Origin of the sequence: Colwellia sp. RE-S-Sl-9 (genome assembly GCF_048296855.1) — a bacterium.
GTDB lineage: Bacteria > Pseudomonadota > Gammaproteobacteria > Enterobacterales > Alteromonadaceae > Pseudocolwellia.
On the sequence record NZ_CP182631.1, the window covers coordinates 2,125,255 to 2,146,567 of the forward strand.

The 21,313-nt window shown below is 35.5% G+C and carries 20 protein-coding genes; all 20 read right to left on the reverse strand.

The features are described from left to right. Positions 1 to 321: 321 nt before the first annotated feature. Positions 322 to 1,374 carry a UDP-N-acetylglucosamine--undecaprenyl-phosphate N-acetylglucosaminephosphotransferase gene (gene wecA, locus ACM9HF_RS09115; protein WP_473617675.1) on the reverse strand — a complete coding sequence of 351 codons (1,053 nt, stop codon included), beginning with the start codon at positions 1,372 to 1,374 and terminating at the stop codon, positions 322 to 324. 135 nt (positions 1,375 to 1,509) lie between these two features. After that, a complete protein-coding gene (locus ACM9HF_RS09120) occupies positions 1,510 to 4,254 on the reverse strand; it encodes an SLBB domain-containing protein (protein ID WP_473617677.1) in 2,745 nt (914 codons plus the stop codon). A 158-nt stretch (positions 4,255 to 4,412) separates the two neighbouring features. Beyond that, positions 4,413 to 5,174: an MlaA family lipoprotein gene (locus ACM9HF_RS09125; protein ID WP_473617680.1), complete on the reverse strand. Its 762-nt coding sequence runs from the start codon at positions 5,172 to 5,174 to the stop codon at positions 4,413 to 4,415. Between the two features lie 145 nt (positions 5,175 to 5,319). Then, the gene (locus ACM9HF_RS09130) at positions 5,320 to 5,709 is read right to left on the reverse strand and encodes a DUF2802 domain-containing protein (protein ID WP_473617684.1); all 390 of its coding nucleotides are present in this window, start codon (positions 5,707 to 5,709) and stop codon (positions 5,320 to 5,322) included. An 81-nt stretch (positions 5,710 to 5,790) separates the two neighbouring features. After that, positions 5,791 to 6,285, reverse strand: a complete 495-nt coding sequence (locus ACM9HF_RS09135) for a chemotaxis protein CheW (RefSeq protein ID WP_473617687.1) — start codon at positions 6,283 to 6,285, stop codon at positions 5,791 to 5,793. Between the two features lie 47 nt (positions 6,286 to 6,332). Further along, a complete protein-coding gene (locus tag ACM9HF_RS09140) occupies positions 6,333 to 7,103 on the reverse strand; it encodes a chemotaxis protein CheW (protein ID WP_473617691.1) in 771 nt (256 codons plus the stop codon). Next, positions 7,103 to 7,882, reverse strand: a complete 780-nt coding sequence (locus tag ACM9HF_RS09145) for a ParA family protein (protein ID WP_473617694.1) — start codon at positions 7,880 to 7,882, stop codon at positions 7,103 to 7,105. Before ACM9HF_RS09145 ends, ACM9HF_RS09140 begins: the two co-directional genes overlap by 1 nt. 64 nt (positions 7,883 to 7,946) lie before the next feature. Then, entirely contained in the window at positions 7,947 to 9,038 is a 1,092-nt protein-coding gene (locus ACM9HF_RS09150; RefSeq protein WP_473617697.1) for a protein-glutamate methylesterase/protein-glutamine glutaminase, read from the reverse strand. 11 nt (positions 9,039 to 9,049) lie between these two features. After that, positions 9,050 to 11,119: a chemotaxis protein CheA gene (locus tag ACM9HF_RS09155; RefSeq protein ID WP_473617700.1), complete on the reverse strand. Its 2,070-nt coding sequence runs from the start codon at positions 11,117 to 11,119 to the stop codon at positions 9,050 to 9,052. A gap of 11 nt (positions 11,120 to 11,130) precedes the next feature. Continuing rightward, a complete protein-coding gene (locus ACM9HF_RS09160) occupies positions 11,131 to 11,874 on the reverse strand; it encodes a protein phosphatase CheZ (RefSeq protein ID WP_473617704.1) in 744 nt (247 codons plus the stop codon). A 45-nt stretch (positions 11,875 to 11,919) separates the two neighbouring features. Further along, the gene (cheY, locus tag ACM9HF_RS09165; RefSeq protein WP_473617708.1) at positions 11,920 to 12,303 is read right to left on the reverse strand and encodes a chemotaxis response regulator CheY; all 384 of its coding nucleotides are present in this window, start codon (positions 12,301 to 12,303) and stop codon (positions 11,920 to 11,922) included. Between the two features lie 51 nt (positions 12,304 to 12,354). Next, positions 12,355 to 13,074 (reverse strand): RNA polymerase sigma factor FliA, encoded by a 720-nt coding sequence (locus tag ACM9HF_RS09170; RefSeq protein WP_473617711.1) that lies wholly within the window; start codon positions 13,072 to 13,074, stop codon positions 12,355 to 12,357. Between the two features lie 26 nt (positions 13,075 to 13,100). After that, the gene (locus tag ACM9HF_RS09175) at positions 13,101 to 13,943 is read right to left on the reverse strand and encodes a MinD/ParA family ATP-binding protein (RefSeq protein ID WP_473617715.1); all 843 of its coding nucleotides are present in this window, start codon (positions 13,941 to 13,943) and stop codon (positions 13,101 to 13,103) included. 173 nt (positions 13,944 to 14,116) lie between these two features. Then, positions 14,117 to 15,637, reverse strand: coding sequence for a flagellar biosynthesis GTPase FlhF (flhF, locus tag ACM9HF_RS09180; protein WP_473617719.1), 1,521 nt, complete (start codon positions 15,635 to 15,637; stop codon positions 14,117 to 14,119). Between the two features lie 40 nt (positions 15,638 to 15,677). Then, positions 15,678 to 17,783, reverse strand: coding sequence for a flagellar biosynthesis protein FlhA (flhA, locus tag ACM9HF_RS09185; protein WP_473617723.1), 2,106 nt, complete (start codon positions 17,781 to 17,783; stop codon positions 15,678 to 15,680). A 95-nt stretch (positions 17,784 to 17,878) separates the two neighbouring features. Next, on the reverse strand, positions 17,879 to 19,009 hold the full coding sequence (gene flhB / locus ACM9HF_RS09190; RefSeq protein ID WP_473617727.1) for a flagellar biosynthesis protein FlhB: 1,131 nt from the start codon (positions 19,007 to 19,009) through the stop codon (positions 17,879 to 17,881). Then, on the reverse strand, positions 19,009 to 19,791 hold the full coding sequence (gene fliR / locus ACM9HF_RS09195; protein WP_473617731.1) for a flagellar biosynthetic protein FliR: 783 nt from the start codon (positions 19,789 to 19,791) through the stop codon (positions 19,009 to 19,011). The genes flhB and fliR overlap by 1 nt, the downstream gene beginning before the upstream one ends. Positions 19,792 to 19,806: 15 nt before the next feature. Further along, the gene (gene fliQ / locus ACM9HF_RS09200; RefSeq protein WP_076416947.1) at positions 19,807 to 20,076 is read right to left on the reverse strand and encodes a flagellar biosynthesis protein FliQ; all 270 of its coding nucleotides are present in this window, start codon (positions 20,074 to 20,076) and stop codon (positions 19,807 to 19,809) included. After that, the gene (gene fliP / locus ACM9HF_RS09205; protein ID WP_473618278.1) at positions 20,076 to 20,798 is read right to left on the reverse strand and encodes a flagellar type III secretion system pore protein FliP; all 723 of its coding nucleotides are present in this window, start codon (positions 20,796 to 20,798) and stop codon (positions 20,076 to 20,078) included. The genes fliQ and fliP overlap by 1 nt, the downstream gene beginning before the upstream one ends. 94 nt (positions 20,799 to 20,892) lie before the next feature. After that, positions 20,893 to 21,312, reverse strand: a complete 420-nt coding sequence (fliO, locus tag ACM9HF_RS09210; RefSeq protein ID WP_473617736.1) for a flagellar biosynthetic protein FliO — start codon at positions 21,310 to 21,312, stop codon at positions 20,893 to 20,895. Position 21,313: the final 1 nt, after the last annotated feature.

Below are 21,313 nucleotides of genomic sequence, written 5' to 3' on the forward strand. Positions count from 1 at the left end.
TAATTAATTGTTTCAATTCGTTCAGCCATAACAAATAAATAAAGAAATTTATTGGCATGCCCTCCCTCATTTATCAATTAAGCATCACTGCATCATAACTACTAACTAAATGCTCAATTAAATTACAATGAGTGTGAAATTTAATGATTACTTGGCCTATTGTCAATAAGTTAATACAAAAAAGTGCTTATTAGTGTCAATAAACCGTGCTTTACAAGCAAGCGTATAAAATTCAAGCAAAAAATATCAATTCTATAACAAACCTATAACAATAAGTCTGCTTGCGTATTTAACGTAATATATCATTATTTTATTACGTTATTATTTAAGCGCTCTTACTAATTTCCATGAATGTTGAATAGCAAACGAATATAATAAAAATAAAGCTATAAAACAATGTAACATTATCGACTCAGGAACTGAAGCAACTTCTCCTATAATACCAATTAATGCACATAATATAGCTAAGACGCATATTGTCCAAAGCGCTTGACGAGAAGAAAGTCCTAACCTTAAAAAAATATGATGAAGGTGGCCATTATCAGCCTTAAAAGGAGATACTCCTTTCCTAATTCTTCGGATCATAATGGCAAACATATCCATAATAGGAATAGCTATTATCCATAGTGCAGTAACAGGCCTAAAAGCAGCTTCTTGTGTTGCGGTATGCTGAGTACCAAGCGTTAATAACCATATAACGGTTAATCCCATAAACATGCTACCAGCATCCCCCATAAAGATTTTTTTCCCTCTGGGATTACGTGTACTTACGTTATAAAACAGGTAAGGAATAATGGCCACCACAATAATAAGTGGTAGTAACACATCTCGTTGGGTATCGGCGAGAAGAGTCAAAATTGCAATTGATGAAATAGATACAATACTCATTGAACCAGCCAAACCATCTATTCCATCAATCATGTTAAAAGCGTTTATAGCAGTAATACAAGCAAGCATGGTGAATATAATTCCATACATACCGATATTAATATCCCCCAACATGAAGAGTTCACCAAGATTGCTGATGTATATCCCCCCACCAAAAACCATGATCGCGCCGACTAGGCTTTGAAAGATCATACGGGGCGCTACACTTAAATCATATATATCATCCATTGTGCCTATAAACACAAGAAGTGCTGATGAAATTAGGTATAGATTTAAAAGTTGACTCTGCTCTACAAACAAAGATGAAGCAATAAGTACGCCTGTAAATATTGATATTCCTCCAATAAGAGGAATAGCGCCATCATGATTTTTTCTATCTGAAGGATAGTCTATCAGGCCAATTTGCGGTGCTAGCGGAAGCAATACTTTAATAGTAAAAATAGATGAAAAAAAAGCTACGCATAAAGCAGGTATTATAAATAACATTTAATGTATACCAGTTAAAAAAATTAAAATGACATTAGTCAGAAGTATTTCAACGTCATGACTAAATTGAATGTGCATAGTATATCTCGGTTTACATACTTTGCACATAAGCGTTACATTCTATTACATAAATATTTACAGTCCAGCTACTGCGGCCAGTGCAACAACTGCTTGATACACAATTTGAGTAGCTGTTTGCCATAAAGTCAAATCATCCATAAAGTAAGAATCTAAAGGCACTACAATAGTATCGCCTGGCTGTAATTGACTGCTGTTAGAAGCAAACCAATTACTATCATTTGGTATCTCTACAGCCCCATTAGCTTTTATAATATATATTCTCTCTTGATCAGCTTGCTTTTTAGCACCACCACTTAACTTTATATAATCAAATGCGGTTAAACCTTTTTCATATAGATGAGATGTTGCTATTTGAACTTGTCCCACAACATTAATTGTATTTTGCTTCGGTGATACATACAAAGCGTCGCCGTTTTCTAAAAAGATATCAAAAGAATTACCTGAAAGCATTTTTTCAATGTCAACAACTAAGCGTCCTACAGGCTCAACTTTAGTAAGATCCGCCAATAATAAGTTGGCTTGCTCATAATCTAAAATTTGACTACCTTCTCTTTGAGATAAAGATTTAGAAGCAATTTCATTTCGTAAATTTTGCGATACATCAATTAAATTTTGTAATTCAACTTGTTTTAGTTTTTCGCGCGTAAAGAGTGACGATTTAATATCTGCATACTCAGTAAAGCCACCCGCCCTTTCAATTAATTTAGCAAGAGTTTCACCTCTTCTAACGGTATAACGCCCTGGAAATTTAAACTCTCCAAGTAACTCTACGGTTTGATCTTTTTGCCATGCAGGTATGTGATTTATGTTTAAGCGGTCTTTACTCTTTAAACTAAGACCTTTTTCTGAACGAGATAGGACATCTTGTAAATTAACATTAATGAGTGTTTTATTTGCAGTTTTATTGTTTACTTCAAATCGTGATAATTCGGCCTTTTGTAAAAAAGCAGATTCTAACAAGCCACCAGCAGCCTTAATTAAATCAACTACAGTTCCATTATTGGCTAAAGGATAGGTACCAGGATATTTTACGGCTCCATCAATAACAACCAGTTTTAATGGTTGGTTTAATGAGGCTTGTCTTTTAAGTTGTTTAATTACTGGGGCTAATAATCTTTGCCTTGAAAAGAAACTTATCTCGTTAGGTTTTAGTTCTTGCTCAATATTTTTTTCTTTAAGATCTTTTAATGATTTCTTAGTAGCATTGTAAGTTTCTTCTGCTTTATCTTCTTCTTTAAATGGGTTTATAGGCTCAGCATTTTCACCATATTGTTCCCAAAACAAATTATCTTCGTAGCTTTTAATTAACACTTCTTTTTCTTTTTCTAGAAGCTCATTTTCCGTCAACAAGAATTCATCTAAATTGGTAAGTTCTTGACTATTTCTCTCAATATTTGAAAACACTAGTATTTTATCTAAAGGTTTTAATTCAACATTATCTGCAGACATTTTTTCTGACAAAGCATTGGCAATACTAAACTGTACAATTTCAATATCACGAGAGTTATTTAGCTGCCTGACAATGATGCTATAAGTTAAATCAGCATTTTCAAGTAAGTATGAGGAAATATTTGGCAATAAATCTGATACTTTTTGCTTCGGTTTCCATTGATAATTCCCCGGCCTTGAAACAGCTCCTATAATAGATACACTATCCTCAAAATTGCTAGATGTAGCCATTACACGAATATAATCTCCAGCTCTAGCTTTTTTAGCAAGGTTATTAGCAATTGATAAATCGACATTGATAATAGAACGTAAATTACGATTATTATAACGTTCAACAATAGTTGATGAAGGGTAGGCTGAAGGTAACATTCCCCCTGCCATGGTTAAGATAGAATCAAAGCTTTCTTCTTTTTTTAACTCGTAAATTGCAGGCCTTTTCACTTCACCATCAATTGAAACTCTATTTCCAACAGGCGGAATAAAAATAACATCTCCAGATTTGAGTAAAACATCGTTGCTTGAATCACCATTTATTAGTAAGTCGTATAAATCAAGAGAAGATATCAGTTTACCTGCTCTTTTTAATTGTATATTACGTAAAGAACCTATATCACTGATACCACCAGCCGAAAAAATAGCGTGCGTAATACTGGATAAGGAACTAAGTAGGTAATTACCGGGCTTAAAAGCTTCACCTAATACAAAAACCCGAATAGATCGCAATTCAGCTAATGTTATAACAACATCAACACCTAAAATTTTATTTTGAATTTCATTTTTTAAGTATTTTTTTACTTCTTTAAAAGTCATACCTACAACTTTGAATGCCCCTAGTTCAGGAAAAACCACTTCTCCTTCTCTAGATACAGCAAGTTCGTAATCATTATTTTCTTTACCAAACATTTGTACGCTAAGTACATCTCCCGTTCCGATAGTATAATTATCTGGTATTGCAATATCGATTGAAGGTGCGAAAGTTAATGGTGCATTAGCAAATACATCATAACCAAAAGGTTTTAACTCACCTTCATCTTCTTCAGCGAGTTCTTCCTCTGATAATCCAATTGGATTACCCATTTCATCAAACTGAGTACCTCTAGGGTAATATTGCTGTAAATTTTTTGTTTCTTCATCATTTGGATTGTTTTTTTTAATTTGAGATTGAATTGTACTTAAGTCAATCCCCATAGTTGATGCTAATGACTTTTGCTGCGCCGGAGAAAGCTTTTTAAATTGCTCTAACTGTTGCGGTGATATATTACTAGGTAGCTGTGCTGAAAGGGTGATAAAGGAAAAAAGTGATAAAAACACTGTGGATAATAGTGTTGATTTATAAGAAAATAATGTCATTAAAAAGCTAATCCTAGAGCAAAAAAATAATATAGATACCATAAATTAGGTATAAACCTTTAGTGATGTGAAGTCTATCATCTAAAGGCTTAACCATAAAGTAGCTTAGAACGTTATTATATAACTCTAAACGTCAAATAAAGCCTTATTTATTCGTTTTAGTCTATTTCATCTAAATATGCTTCAAGTTCAGCTTCGTCAGCCGCATTAACTTCAATAGGTGGATTACCATCATAAACTTTAAACTTTAAGTTTTGAAAATAAGCATTTTTTACAAATTCATAAGAATCTATAGATTCATCAATCAGTTTTTCTTGCTGCGATAATGAAGCTCTTTGCTCTAGCCCAACAACAGCCATTCTTACAATATTGGGCCAAAAGTCTATGGCAGCTAACGGCCAATAATATTTATCAACATAGTCCCCAACCTCTTCTCTTACCGAAGATGGACCTAAGCCAGGAACAACAATATAAGGCCCATCACCTACGCCATAGCTACCTAATACTTCGCCAAATTCTTCTTGTTTTCTGGCCCAACCAAAGTCACTCGCTGGGTCAAAAAAGCCGAATAAGCCAATAGTAGAATTTAGTAAAAATCGACCTGTACTTACGGCTGCGTCAGAAAACTTGGCTTGTAGTAAGTTATTAATAATTGCAGAAGGTTCGTTAAGATTAAGCGCCATATTATAAACGCCTACTCTTAAATCGGTAGGAACATACTCGGCATAAGCTGAAGATGCAGGCCTTGCTACATATTTGTCAGCGTAATCCCACGTAAAGGTCCAAAAAGGTCTATTAATTGATTCCAAAGGGTCTTTAGGATCACTATTATTAGTAGACGGAGTCGAAGAACACCCCGTTAAAGCTAGAAAACAAACAATAAAGAAAGTTATAAAGGATTTTTCTGATCGATTAATCATGCGACTATTCACTGTTCCATAGGTTAAATAGAAATCTATATCGTGTAGTTATAGAAATTTCATATAAAATTATTTTAACACGATGCACATTCAATAATCACAGTTTTTATAAGTAAAAATGTTAAATATTGTAAGAAGTTGAACGTTAGGAAGGGTTTTTCTTTTGATGAATAGCAATGAGAATATCGGCTTCTGCTCTAGGAATATCACACTCTTTGATCAATTCTGCGGCATCAGCACCAAGTTCAATCATTTTGAATGCCCTGCTATATAATTTATCTTCAGGTTGTTGTGATTGTACTTGTTGTAATTTTACAATGTCTCCTTGAAGGTTTTTGATACGATGTTCTAACTGTTTAGATACTTGATTTAATTCAGTATATTTTACTTTGTTTTGTTTAACAGATTCCGCTAACGTTTTATCTATTTGTATAAATAATGTTTGTAACTGATTAACAAGTAATTCATTAGATGAAATGTTTGTTTCAGTTAAACGAATTTGTTTTTTTAGTGATCGCAGAGATATAAATAACATTAATATGAGACATAACATTAATGTTATTACAACAAATAGCACTATCAACTCAGGAGTATTAAACATGTTGATTAACAGTAATTAAAACTGTTTTAACTCATCCCATTCATCATCAGAAAGTAACTTATTTAAATCCACTAAAATAAGAAGCTCTCCTTCTCTATTTGAAACACCTTGAATGAATTTTGCACTTTCATCATTACCTACATTTGGAGCAACATCTATATCAGATGCACGTAAATATACAACTTCAGCTACGCTATCAACCAAAATACCAATAACCTGTTTTTCTGATTCAATAATCACAACACGAGTATTATCTGTTATTTCACTTGACTCTAATCCAAATCTTGAACGTGTATCAATTACAGTAACCACATTTCCACGTAAATTAATGATGCCTAATACATATAATGGCGCGCCTGGGACAGGTGCAATTTCACTGTATCGCAAAACTTCTTGTACTTGCATTACATTAATACCGTAAGTTTCACTGTCTAATTTAAAAGTAACCCATTGTAAAACTTCATCATCATTAGCTTTATCTGGATTCTCTTTACGTCTTTCGTCAGACATTTAACACTCCTCAATTTATAATATTTTAATATAATTAAAACAAGCACTTATATTTGTTGCACATCGATACCATTATTCAACAATTGAATTAATGATTCTACTTCTAACAGAGCACACATTCTGTTTTTAACTAATCCTGCCAACCAAGGCCGTTTAGAAGAAGAATTTAACCATTTTACATCTTCAGGCATTAATGTAACGGTATCTACTAAGGTTTCGGCCAGTAATCCCCAACGACTATTACTCAACATAATAACATATTGATAATTTAGCGCGTTTTTAAGCTCTTCATTGTATTTCTCTGGCATTACCCAAAGAGCAGTATCCACCACATTAATTTTTTCTTCTCTATGGATCATAACACCTTCAAACCATTTGGGTTTCCCCATTAAGCTGGTTATTTTATTTACGTTATGAATCCCCCCTAACTCTACTAAAGGTACAGCTACCGTTAACCCAGCTACATCAAAAAACATAGCTTGAAAGCTTTTATCACGATAACTCTTATCAATACTTGTAGTATTATGCTCCGCTGAATATTCTTTTATTTCTACAACTGTATCAACTGGTTGTTTATTTAATTCAGGTACTAATTCTTTATTATGGCTAATAATTTCATTATCGGCAGATTTATTTGAAACTATAGTATCTAGTACAGCCTCTTCATTACGTTCAGCTACACTAATTTTTTGAAAAAGCTTGTTTAGCTTTTCAGTTTCTACTGCCTTTTTTTCAATGAAGTCATCGGTGTCTTCTGTTAACAGCTCTGATAAGTAATTTTTCATCAATTTCTTACTAGCGGTTAATGATTTATCCATTAAGATATCAAACCTTTTTGTTCTTCTATTAAAGAGTATAATAGCTTCTTATATGCTGTTACGCCTCTTGAACTACTTAAATAATCAGATGGAACTTTACGAGCTTGGCTTGCATTCCTAAAATTTGTATCGATTGGAATAACACCAGACCATACTTTTCCAAAATATATATCTTGAAGTTTTCTATAGGTTATTAATGATGCTTTTGTGCGTTTATCAAACATAGTCGGTACAATTGTATATTTAAAAGGCTCCGCCTGTTCACCTTGCATAATTTCTAACGTATTAATCATTCGTTCTAAACCTTTTAACGCAAGAAACTCGGTTTGAACAGGTACTATAATTCGATCTGACGCAGCAAGTGCATTTACCATTAAAACGCCTAAAATAGGTGGACAATCAATTAAAACATAATCGTATTCACTTTCTATTAATTTAATCGCTTTTTTAAGAACTAGCCCCATTCCCCCTTTACTGCCTAAAGCACGATCTAATGTCGCTAGCCCCATTGTTGCAGGAAGAATATCTATATTATTATATTGAGTAGGACATAAACTTTGTAAGATCTGTTCTTTTGTTGACGACTGAATAAATAAATTATAGACGCTTAAATCTAATTCTTCCGATTCAATGCCAAAATAATAACTTAATGATGCATGTGGATCAGTATCAACTAATAACACACGAAAACCTTGATCAGCCAATAAGCCTCCCAACGTAATCGTAGACGTAGTTTTACCAACCCCGCCTTTTTGATTTGCTAAAGTCCAAACTACCAATTAAGCTTCCTATAAAGTTATTAATGCTCATTGAATATATCTAACCTCAAACGGGCTAAATATTTTATTTCAAATCAAAAACTTTTAATATTGCAGAAGAGATCTTATCTAATGGCAATTCTGCACCAGACAAACCGGCATTTACCACAGCTTGCGGCATACCATAAACAACACATGACTCTTCATCTTGAGACCAGATTGTAGCCCCTTTATTTTTTAATAAACGACAGCCATCTTTTCCGTCAGAGCCCATACCCGTTAATATAATAGCCAAAACATTTTCACCGAAAACTTTGGCTGCAGAAGCAAAAGTAACATCTACGCTCGGTTTAAAAGCAACTCTTTCTGAAAGGTCATCTATTATCTTTAGTTTAGCTTTAGAATTTGTTCCATCAATTACCATTTGTTTTCCACCTGGTGCTACATAAGCATTGCCTGGTTTTAATTCGTCGCCGATAGCCGCTTCTTTCACATTAACGTTGCATAAATTATTTAATCGATTAGCAAAAGCTTTAGTAAATGATGCTGGCATATGTTGAATGATAAGAATTGGAACAGGAAAGTTTGCAGGTAATTGAGCAAGTACTTTTTGAAGTGCTATAGGACCACCGGTTGAGGTACCTATTGTTAGTAATTTATATTCTTGGGATGTTTTTTTTATTGCTACACTATTTTTTTGTGTAACATCAATTAATTCTCTTGTTGTTGTTTTGTTAGATACTATTTCTCTATGGTTTGATTTTACTTGTATTCTAGATTTTTTACGCGCTAATTGAATCACACGTTCACGCAATACCATTCCAGCATCTGATGTGCTTTTAGCTATTTCGGAGAATTTTTTTGGTAGAAAATCTAACGCCCCTGCATCAAGGGCATCAAGTGTTATTTTAGCTCCTTCATGAGTCAGAGAAGAAAACATAATAATTGACGTTGGTGAATGTTTCATTATCTGTTTTACCGCGTCAATACCGTTTAATTGCGGCATTTCAATATCCATGGTAATAACATCAGGTTTAAGTAGTTTAGCCTTTTCTACAGCTTCTACACCATTTACAGCAACATCAACAACATTTAGGTTGGGATCAGCATTTAAAATATCGGCTACTCGACGTCTAAAAAAGCTGGAATCATCAACTACTAATACCTTATATGGCATTAACTATCTCTTTATCTTGTACGTAATTTTTTATGAACACTAGATTTCTTAGCGTAATATTTAAGCAGGTTAGGAACATCAACAATTAATGCTATGCCACCATCACTCGTGATTGTAGCTCCTGCCATACCGGGAGTTCCGTGTAATAAACGGTCGAGGGGTTTAATAACAACTTCTTCTTGTCCAATTAAACTGTCAACAACAAAACCAACTTGCTGGCTCCCTACTTGTACAATAACTACATGCCCTGTATCTCTTGGTTTTTCAACATAATCTCGAACTAACCATTGATCAAGATAAAATAATGGAATGGCTTTATCTCTAACAATAATAGTTAATTGACCATCAACTATATTAGTACTCGTTAAATCTAAATGAAATATTTCATTTACACCCGCTAATGGCAAAGCGAATGTTTGTTTGCCAATAATAACCATAAGAGTAGGCAATATGGCTAAAGTCAGTGGAACTTTAATTTCAAGTACAGTACCAATACCTAATTCAGAATCTATATTAACAGTACCGTTTAATTGCGTAATTTTGGTTTTTACAACATCCATTCCTACACCACGACCAGAAACTTCTGAAATTTCGGTTTTGGTTGAAAATCCCGGTGCAAAAATCAAATTAAAAGCTTCACTATCCGACATACGAGCCGCGGCATCTGCATCTAATACACCACGCTCTATAGCAATTTCTTTCAATTTTTCAGCATTCATTCCAGCACCATCATCTCGAATGGTAAGAAGAATATGATCACCTTCTTGTGAAGCTGAAAGTATTACGGTTCCTTCTCTTTCTTTACCTTTTGATTCTCGAACATCAGGATCTTCAATACCGTGATCAACTGAGTTTCGCACTAAATGCACCAATGGGTCAGCAAGAGCTTCAACTAAATTTTTATCTAAATCAGTTTCTTCACCTTCAAGAATAAGTTTAATTTCTTTATTTAAGCTTCGAGCTAAATCACGTACAACCCGAGGAAAGCGGCCAAAAACCTTTTTAATAGGCTGCATACGCGTTTTCATTACAGCGCCTTGTAAATCAGTTGTCACAGCATCGAGATTAGAAACAGCTTTGGTTAAATCTTCATCTTCTTTGGTCATTCCTAAACTAGTTAAACGATTACGAACTAGTACTAGTTCACCCACCATATTCATGATTTGATCGAGTCGCTTAGTATCCACTCGAACGGTTGTTTCACCTTGTGAAGCAGTAGCTTGAGGTGCTTTTTTCTCAGGTGTTGATGGTTTGCTCGCGGGTGCTGCTTTTACGGCGGCTACAGGAGCAGGTTTAGGCGTTGCAGGTGGTGGTGTTACTTGTTGAGGCTGAGTATTAGTTGTTGCATTTTGTGGCCCTTTTCCTTGGCCATGAAGTTCATCTAATAAATTTTCAAATTCGTCATCATTGATTTCGTTAGGATTACTTTTAGCTTCGGCCTTATTAACTTCTGGAGAAAAAGCACCTTGCCCATGTAAATCATCAAGTAAGCTTTCGAACTCATCATCTGTAATTTCATTACTATTATTATTTGATACATTAGTAGGCGTAGCCGGAGGTGTTACAGAACCGCCGCCATGTAATTCATCTAATAATTTTTCAAATTCGTCTTCAGACATTTCATCTGATGAACTTGAAGATACAGGAGCTGCAGGCTCCTCGACTACCGTTGCAACAGGAACGTCTTCAGATTCTGGTACACTTAAACGATGTAATTCAGCTATTAATTCAGGGGCAGCGGGTACGAGAGGCTCTCCTCCTTGAACTAAAGCAAACATTTCATTGATTGAATCTGTTGCCTGCAGAATAACATCCATTAAATCAGAGGTAACCGTTCTTTTATTAGTTCTTAAGAGGTCAAATATATTTTCAGCGCCATGACAAACATCCACAAGCTCTGTTAACGATAAAAAGCCTGCTCCGCCTTTTACAGTATGAAATCCGCGAAATATTGCATTTAATAAATCAGCATTATCGGGGTCATTTTCAAGCTCTACTAATTGTTCAGATAAAGCTTCGAGAATTTCACCTGCTTCAATTAAAAAATCTTGTAAAATCTCTTCATCTTGCTCAAACGACATTTAGCAACTCCTTAAAACCCTAAACTTGATAAAAGATCGTCAACATCGTCTTGATCTGAAACAACGTCATCACGCTCTTTACTATTTACAATCGGACCTTCAACCAAATTTTCACCCACTGAAGGTTTAGCTTTATTTTGAATTGAGTCTGAAGACATGCCAAATGCGGTTAGCATTCCAATCAAACCATCTTCAACTTCCCTTACTAAATCAATAACTTTACGAATAACTTGGCCTGTTAAGTCTTGAAAGTCTTGCGCCATCAAGACATCAGTCATTAATATACGAATTTTATCTGTTTCACTTCCTGTTGATTTTAATAACAAATCAATATCTAAACATAACTGTTTAAACTCAGGTAATTCTAATTTATTTTGTATAAGTTTTGTCCATAAAGGATTAACCACTTCGACTCTATTTTGTAATGACTCAAGCACAGGAAAAATAGATTCAACTGCATCCATTGTTTTGTTTGCAGCTTCTTCCGTTCGTTCTATAACATAGTTAAGTCGTTCTTTAGCATCAGGTATATCAGCTTTTGCTAAATCAGTGAGTCGAGAGTCAACTTGAAAATTATTCAAAGAATCATGTAACTGACGGGTTAATTTACCTATTTCAGCAAACAGCTCTGTATTGATTGGACTTTGAATATCTGCAACCAATTCATCAGCCTTGTCTTGCTGATCTGTTTCTAAATATTCAACCAACAATTTAGCTTGTTCTAATGAAACATGTACTTTAGGCAAACTACTCATGCAAAATATCCTTTATTTATTTAGGTATTAAAGAAAGATTTTCAATTAACCTAAGCGTTCGAATATTTTATCGAGTTTAGTTTTTAACGTTGCAGCAGTGAAAGGTTTTACAATATAGCCATTTACACCCGCTTGAGCGGCCATAACTATTTGCTCTTTTTTCGCTTCAGCTGTCACCATTAAAACAGGAATATGGGATAAACTAGCGTCTGCTCGAATAGCTTTTAATAAATCTATTCCTTGCATACCAGGCATATTCCAATCGGTTACAACAAAATCAAACTCTCCTGACTGAAGCATAGGTAAAGCGGTGCTACCATCATCAGCTTCTTGAATGTTAGTAAAACCTAAATCGCGTAACAAGTTTTTCACTATTCGTCTCATCGTTGAAAAATCATCAACTACAAGAACTTTCATATTTTTATCCAAGGCACCCTCCGGTGAGAACATTCAAAAATTTTAAATTACTTATTATTCTACTTAACTTTGCCAAGAATGCATACGAGCTTTTAAACGATGCATAGCTTGACTGTGAATTTGACTTACTCTTGACTCGCTTACATCAAGAACTTGTCCTATCTCGCGTAAATTAAGTTCTTCATCATAATACAATGAAAGTACTAAACTTTCTCGTTCAGGTAAAGTAGAAATACATTCACTTAACGCTCTTTTAAAAACAATCTCTTCAATTTGATTATAGGGCTCGTCACTTATTGATTTATTTTCTAAATTCAAAGCGTCTTCACTAACACCTAAATCATCTATTCCGATTATTTTCCCAGAACTTACATCATTAAGAATATGATGGTATTCATTTAAAGAAATATCAAGTTTATCTGCTACTTCCTTGTCAGTTACATCTCTTCCTAACTCTGACTCTAACTCTTTTATCGCATCACTCACCATACGACTATTCTTATGAACAGAGCGAGGAGTCCAGTCTCCACGTCGAATTTCATCCAACATGGAACCTCTAATTCTTATCCCTGCAAATGTTTCAAAGCTTGCGCCTTTTGTATGGTCAAAGTTATTTGATGCTTCGAGTAGACCGATCATTCCTGATTGAATAAGATCATCTACAAGTACACTTGCAGGTAATCTTGCAAGTAAATGGTAGGCTATACGTTTAACTAAAACAGTATATTGTTCTATTAAAACAGATTTATCTGTTTGAGTACTGTAGGCATCTGCTTTTCCCAAACTATATACTCGCGATAATTAGCATATTAATGTTCTAATAATTGTTCAATAAAGAACTCTAAATGGCCTGAAGGTTGGTGAGGAATTGGCCATTTCATGATATTTTTTGCTAAGTTTTTAAAACCTATTGAAGCGGGTGAATTAGGAAATGCTTCAATAATTGCTTTTTGCTTACGACCTGATTTACGTATGTTTTCATCAAATGGCACAACGCCAACAAGTTCTAAGCCTACATCTAAAAATCTATCACTTACTTTGGCTAGTTTTTCAAATAATTGCTGCCCTTCGTTAGGGCTTCGTACCATGTTAGCAACAACCTTAAATTTAAATACATCATGATCACGACTTAATAATTTCATTAACGCGTAACAATCGGTAATTGACGTTGGCTCATCACATACTACTAACATAATATCTTGTGAGGCTCGACAGAAGCTCAATACCATGTCGGAGATCCCTGCTGCGGTATCAACAATAAGAATATCGAACTCTGTTTGCATATCACTAAAGGCTCGAATTAATCCTGCATGCTCACTAGGTGTTAAATCAACCATAGATTGAGTACCTGAAGTGGCTGGAATAATTTTAATTCCTGCAGGGCCTTCGATGATAATATCGTCTAATTCACATTCACCAGACAACACATGAGAAAGGTTACGTTGAACACGTAGACCTAACATAACATCAACATTGGCAAGCCCTAAATCTGCATCTAGAACAAGTACTTTTTTACCCAGTTGAGCTAATGCTATAGATGTGTTTAAAGACACGTTAGTTTTACCTACGCCACCTTTACCACCTGATACTGCAATAACTTTAATTTGTTGTAAATCTTGCATCTTACGTAAACCACTCGCTTGGTCTATCATTTAAATCTTCTCGTCACTGACACATACACTATTTTCGAAAAGATGTTGCTAAGTAAATACATTATAGCTTAGTACATCTTAACTCGTGAAGTTATAAGCGGTTTTTATCAATGTTATTCAATTTAACTAATTTAATTAGTTTAAGCTAGCTTGTTTTGCTAAACATATTCAATTTATGCTGCACTTGCTTCTTTTTTAGGCATTGGTCGCCATGTACTAGTGTGTTGGTGGTTTATTCGACTACTCATTTTGTCTGCTAAGGCAACTAATTTTTCAGCATTTGCTACCTTAATATCTTCAGGAACTCGTTGTCCATCGGTAAGGTAACCGATAGGTAATCCGTTTTGAATAGCGGTAGAAATAATTTCACCAATACTAATACTCTCATCCAGTTTAGTATAGATACAGCCAGCTAATGGAATTTTTTTAAATCTTTCTACATTTTCTTGCATAACACGCTGCTGAGTATTGGCTGATAACACAAGATAATTACGAATTCTCACACGTGCATTGGCAATTAAATCTGTTAAATGCTGTGCTAAGCGCATGTCTCTCTGTCCCATACCCGCAGTATCAATTAATATAAGTTTCTTTTGTCCAAACTGCTGTAGTAATGAGTCTAATGCTTGTGCATCGTTAGCCAACTTAACTTGGCAACCAATAATACGTCCGTAAGTGGTTAATTGTTCAAAACCACCGATCCTAAAACTATCAGTAGAAATTAATACTACTTCATCAGCACCATGAATTTGTGCAAACCTTGCAGCTAATTTAGCAATAGTGGTAGTTTTACCTACACCTGTTGGACCCACTAAAGAAATAACACCGCCATGATGAATAATATCGTTATTGGTTGTATTTAGTTGCTGTGCTATAAATTTTTTCGCCTGCTCCCAAGCATCTTGTTCATTTTGTTGAGGAGGAATAAAACCAGCTATTTGATCTGCCATATGGTCTGTTAATCCCAAAGCAACTAGCTTGTTTATGAGCAATGCTTTTTGAGGGTTCTTTTGTGCCATATCTTGCCACATTAAACCCGACAACTGATGTTCTAAAAGGTGTCTAATGGTATGCATTTCTTTTTTCATTGTTTCAAATTCATTTGAATTATCATGAGAAAAAGAAGTTACCGAAGGATCATTAAAAACGTCTGTATCATTTGTTTCATCATTAACGATAGCAGCGTCCTTTTGTAATGACGGCATTGAGGAAGTATTTGATTGTTCTATATTTTGTTCTGCGTTTCTTTGCTGAGTCGAGTGTTGTAAACGGTCAGTGAAATTTTTAAATTGTAATTCAATATCATTGCTTGAAGATGTTTTTTCTCTTGAGCTATTATCGTGAGACTCCGCTTGAGCTTCTTGTTGAACTTTACGATTCAACAAGGCTGATAAACTATCAACAGGTGCTGCTCCAATGTCTACACTTTCTTCTACATGTTGAGTTTTGGTTGCAGAACGTCCACTTAAACTCACAACATCATTACTTAAATCTTGAGGATTATTATTTGTTACTGATGCTTCTGGAGCAATACTCTCTTTGGCTTGTGATGGGTAATAGTCAATAGCCGCCATAATTTCGACGCCCTCCACAACCTTTTTATTCGACATAATAACGGCATCCGCACCTAGCTCTTCTTTAATTTGCGCTAATGCAGTCTTCATATCTGCGGCAACAAAACGTCTAATTTTCACTATGGACCCCTTATTTATCTATTATCGCGAGCGAATAATGCTATGTATTACCTATCGCGCTTATAATCTTGATTTGTTTATCGTCTGGTATTTCTTGATAAGAAATAACTCTTAACCCTGGAATTGTATATTTAACAAACTTAGCTAATACCGTTCGTAATATACCTGAGGTTAATAGAACTGGCGTGTCTCCTGCCATTTCTTGTTGTTGAGCGCCTTCCATTAATGAAGTTTGTAATCGCTCAGCCAAACCAGGTTCAATTCCAGCGCCGTCATCTCCAGCCATTTGCATAGACTGGTGCAACATCTGTTCCAACTCTGGTGACAATGTTATGACAGGTACTTCATTAGCTGGCCCTACAAGCTCTTGTACTATAAATTTACGGAGTGTGATCCTAACAGCCGCAGTAAGAACTTCAGGATCTTGGCTTCTAGGTCCATATTCAACAAGTGTTTGCACAATACTACGCATGTCTCTTACCGGCACACCTTCGTTCATTAAGTTTTGTAAAACTTTAACCAAACAACCAAGGGTTAGTGTGTCAGGAATAAAGCCTTCAACTAATTTAGGATAAGACTTAGCAAGTATGTCTAATAGGTTTTGAACCTCTTCATGTCCTAATAATTGAGCCGCGTTATTGGTCAAAATTTGACTTAAATGGGTCGCTAAAACTGTTGCGCAATCAACAACGGTATAACCTAAAGATTGTGCGTATTCTCTTTGTGATTGATTAATCCAAACAGCATCTAAACCAAAGGCTGGATCTTTAGTCGGCGTGCCTTCTAAATTACCAAATACTTGTCCGGGATTAATGGCAAGTTCGTGATCATGTCTTATTTCTGCCTCACCAACGGTTACACCCATTAATGAAATTTGATAAGTGTTAGGGTCTAAATCTAAATTATCGCGTATATGAACAGCAGGAACTAAAAAGCCAAACTCTTGAGATAACTTTTTACGCACCCCTTTAATTCTATTTAATAATTCGCCGCCTTGTGCTTTATCTACCAATGGAATTAAGCGATACCCTATTTCTAAGCCAATAATATCTACGTGATTTACGTCATCCCAACCTAAATCTTTTACTTCTGATTCTATTTGCTGACTTTCAATTTCGGCTGCTTTTTCTTTTTCAACAATATCAGCTGCATTTTTCTTTTTCAGCTTAGCCCCAAAAAACGCTCCCGCAAGAATAATTACAGCAAAAGTTAAAAAAGCTACATGAGGCATTCCAGGAATGACGCCCATAATAAACATAACGCCACCAGCAATATAAAGCGATTTCTCTTGGCCTAGTTGAGAGCTAACTTGCTCTCCCATGTCTTGAGAGGTGTTTTGTCTAGTAACGACAATTGCGGTACCTACCGATAATAATAACCCTGGAATTTGTGCAACTAAGCCATCACCAATAGTTAATAGAGTATAAATTTCAACAGCACTATCAAAAGATAAGTCGTGCTGAACCATGCCGATAACTAAGCCACCAATAATATTAATTAATAAAATGAGAATACCGGCTATTGCATCCCCTTTTACAAACTTACTGGCACCATCCATTGAACCATAAAAATCAGCTTCACTTGTTACTTCAACACGTCGCTCTCTTGCTTGTTCAGCTGTTATAAAACCGGCATTTAAATCAGCATCAATTGCCATTTGTTTACCAGGCATCGCGTCTAAGGTAAATCGAGCGGTAACCTCTGAAATACGTCCAGCACCTTTAGTAACAACCATAAAATTGATAATAATTAGGATTAAAAACACCACTAAACCAACAGCATAATTACCGCCAATAACAACAGAACCAAACGCTTCTATAACTTTACCTGCAGCATCGGGGCCTTCATGGCCTTCAAGTAGAACAATACGCGTACTCGCAACATTCAAAGCCAACCTTAAAATAGTTGCAATAAGTAGTACCGCGGGGAAAGAGCCAAACTCTAATGGTTTTAAGGTATAAACCGTAATTAACAGCACAATAAGGGATAGCGCGATATTAAAAGAAAAAAGCACATCTAATAAAATAGCTGGCATAGGTAAAATAACCATACCTAGCGCTGCCATCACTAAAAACGGCGTACCAATACCTTTTAATTGGCTAAATCGAAGTTGCTTTGCTTGAGTTATTGCTGATGAAAATTGCATCTAAAGGCTGCTAATTAATTGACACATACTAGTGTCAGAGCAATATCCAGACCAAATTTAGGGTTAAATTGTTATTTAAGAAAAAATAGCAAAAACTAATATTTGAACTCATCTGGAATAGGGAGGTTTTTGGCTAAAGCTTTAGGTCGTTTACTTTTTCCTTTTTTATGTTCATTTAATTGATAAACAAATGCTAATACTTGAGCGACGGCAGCAAACAATTCTTCGGGGATATCTTTATTGACTTCAGCAGTATAATAAAGGGAGCGAGCGAGTGCGGGTGACTGTATAATTTCTACTTGATGTTCTTTAGCTATAGTGCGAATGTGCATAGCCATTTCATCTATCCCTTTTGCCACTAGCTGCGGAGCTCCGCCTGAAGAACCGTCATATTTTAACGCGATGGAATAATGAGTTGGGTTAGTAATAACTACATCTGAATCAGGCACGTCTTGCATCATTCGACGTTGCGACATTTCGTATTGAACACGTCTGATACGCCCTTTGATTTCGGGGCTACCCTCAGAATTTTTAAATTCGTCTTTAATCTCTTGTTTTGTCATTTTTAACTGTCGATTATGTTCCCATGTTTGATAAGGGGCATCGATAGCAGCAATAATACCAATAGACAAAGCTAACACTAAAAACATCCACAATAGCATGTCTGTAGCATGCTCAAAATTAATGGGAATAGCTTCTAAACTTAAGCCTAATATTTGATCGAATAGACTCGTTAGTAGAAGAAAGGCAACAATGAACACAACAAAAAACTTGAGTAATGATTTAATTAGTTCAACTAAAGCTTTAACCCCGAACATTCTTTTAAAGCCAGCAATAGGTGACATTTTACTTAACTTAGGTGCCATAGCCTCTGCCGAAAAGCTTATACCTCCTAACATAGTATTACCGATAAAAGCAGCTAACATGATAATAAAGAAAATCCATAAAAGCGGAGCAATAATGTCGGATACCGTACCTTGGGCAACATTAAATAAGGCATGAATATCTAAAGCTTCTTTTCGTGATAAGCTAAAAAAACGGGTCATAATATGCGACAGTGACTCCACTAAAGAGCTGCCTACCATCATGATCGCCACAGCGCTTCCTACTAATACAAACATTGTACCTAGGTCTTTAGAACGTGCTATTTGGCCTTTTTTTCTCGCTTCAGAAAGCTTTTTGGCCGTGGGTTCTTCGGTTTTTTCACCACTATCAGACTCAGCCATTATGCAGCCTTACAGCCAATTAAATAACAAGAGAACTCAAGCGCCCTTTGCCATTGTATTTGAAAATGTGTGAAAAAGTTCCCCATGGTTAGCCACATAATAAGTAGGCCTGCACACATGGTAATAGGAAAACCAATAGAGAAAATATTCAATTGAGGAGCGGCGCGTGTCATAACACCAAAAGAAAAGTTAATAAGTAACATAGCGGTTAATGGCGCAATAGATAAAGATAATGCTGTAGCAAACATCCAACCTCCCCATTCAACCAACTCCCTAAACTTTGTACTATCAAAATCGTTAGAGCCGATAGGAAGCGTATCAAAACTTGTGACTACAAACTGTAAATAAGCTAAATGCCCATCCATCACCCAAAAAAGTAGCGAAGATAATATAAGAAAAAATTGACCAACAGCAGGTACATTCATACCACTGGCAGGATCGACTAAAGACGCAAAACCCAAACCTGTTTGCATGGCTATAATTTGTCCCGCTAGAATAAACGTATTGATCACAAGCGTGGTAACAAACCCCAGCATAATGCCGATAATAATTTGCTTAGCAATTAATAAAGCCGTTGCGAGGGAAAATATATTACCTACATTTGATGGAGGTATAGCAGGCATTACAGCAACAGTAACAACAACACATAAACCTAGTTTAATTGATGACGGAATAGTTTTAGAACCAAAACCAATCATACTCATAATTAATGCAGAAATACGCGTAAAAGGCAGAATAAAATCAGCAATAAATTGGTTAATTACTGCGTCGGTAAATTCCATTAGCTGAACACGCCATTAGCTAACAACACTGGGAATACTACCTATTAATCGAATAGTAAAATCCATGAGCTGTCGTACCAACCAGTGCCCACCAAAAATTAAAGCAAGCAAAGTAACAATCAGGCGAGGTAAAAAACTTAATGTTTGTTCGTTAATTGAAGTCGCCGCTTGAAAAACCGCAACCACTAACCCTATAAGTAAACTAGGAATAATAACCGCACTTACTAATATAATAACCAGAAATAAAGCATCGCTGAGGATGTCTACAAAGACCTCTGGATTCATTAGCCGGCTCCCATCCCATAGCTGGTTGCAATAGTACCAATGACTAAATTCCAACCATCTACTAATACAAAGAGCATCAATTTAAAAGGTAAAGAAACAATCATGGGCGATAACATCATCATCCCCATCGCCATTAATATACTGGCCACCACTAAATCGATGATCAAAAAAGGAATAAATAACATAAAGCCTATTTGAAAGGCGGTTTTTAGTTCGCTGATGACAAATGCAGGCACGATAACCGTCATAGGTAAATCAGTAGGTTCATCTACTTGTTCAATGCCCGCCATACTTGCTAAGGTGTCTAGATCTTTTATACGTGTTTGCTCAAGCATAAAAGCTCGCAATGGAACTTTTGCTCTGTCTATCGCTTCAACGGATGTTAATTGGTCTTGCAAGTAAGGTTGAATAGCGCGCGCGTTAATTTCGTTATATACCGGAGTCATAATAAATAGGGTCATAAACAAGGTTAAACCTACAACCACTTGATTAGATGGTGTTTGCTGCAACCCAATGGCTTGACGCAATATAGCCATAACAACAAGAATACGAGTAAAAGATGTCATCATAATAACCGCCGCAGGAATAAAGCTGAGGGCGGTCATAAAAATAAGGATTTGGAGGGTTACTGAATATTCTTGCGAACCATCTGGATTAGTAGTGAGTTTTAATGCTGACATACTTAAGTCTTCAGCATAACTAACACCGCTAAAAGCAAACATAGATAAAAGAATAAACACCAAGATAGGCAAACGCTGTTTAACAGTGTTTATGATTGCTTTGAGCTCTTTATTTCTCACGTTACTTACCATAGGTTTAATCATTTTTTTTGATGCTTTTTTTTAGCATATTAACAACGGATTTATCAAAAAATTCAGTTGCACTTTTACCTGTTTCTAGCGGTTTATCTAACGTATCTAAAAGTGTAATTTGATTTGCAGTAACACCTAATACCAATTGTTTATCTGCAACTTGTACCACAACAACACGCTCTTTAGTTCCTAAATGTACACTGGTAACAACTTTCAATCCCTGATTGTTACCTTGAGCGGTAATTTGAAATTTCTTTAAAAGGTAAGCACTTGCAATAACTACCAATAACACAAGAAATAACGATAAGATCATAGTGACTGGATCGGTACTCGCCGTCACATGTTTACCTACTTGTACGGTTTTTTCTTCTGCAAAACTTGTAGAAGAAAAAAATGCGCCAACAAAAAACCAAAATGTTTGCATT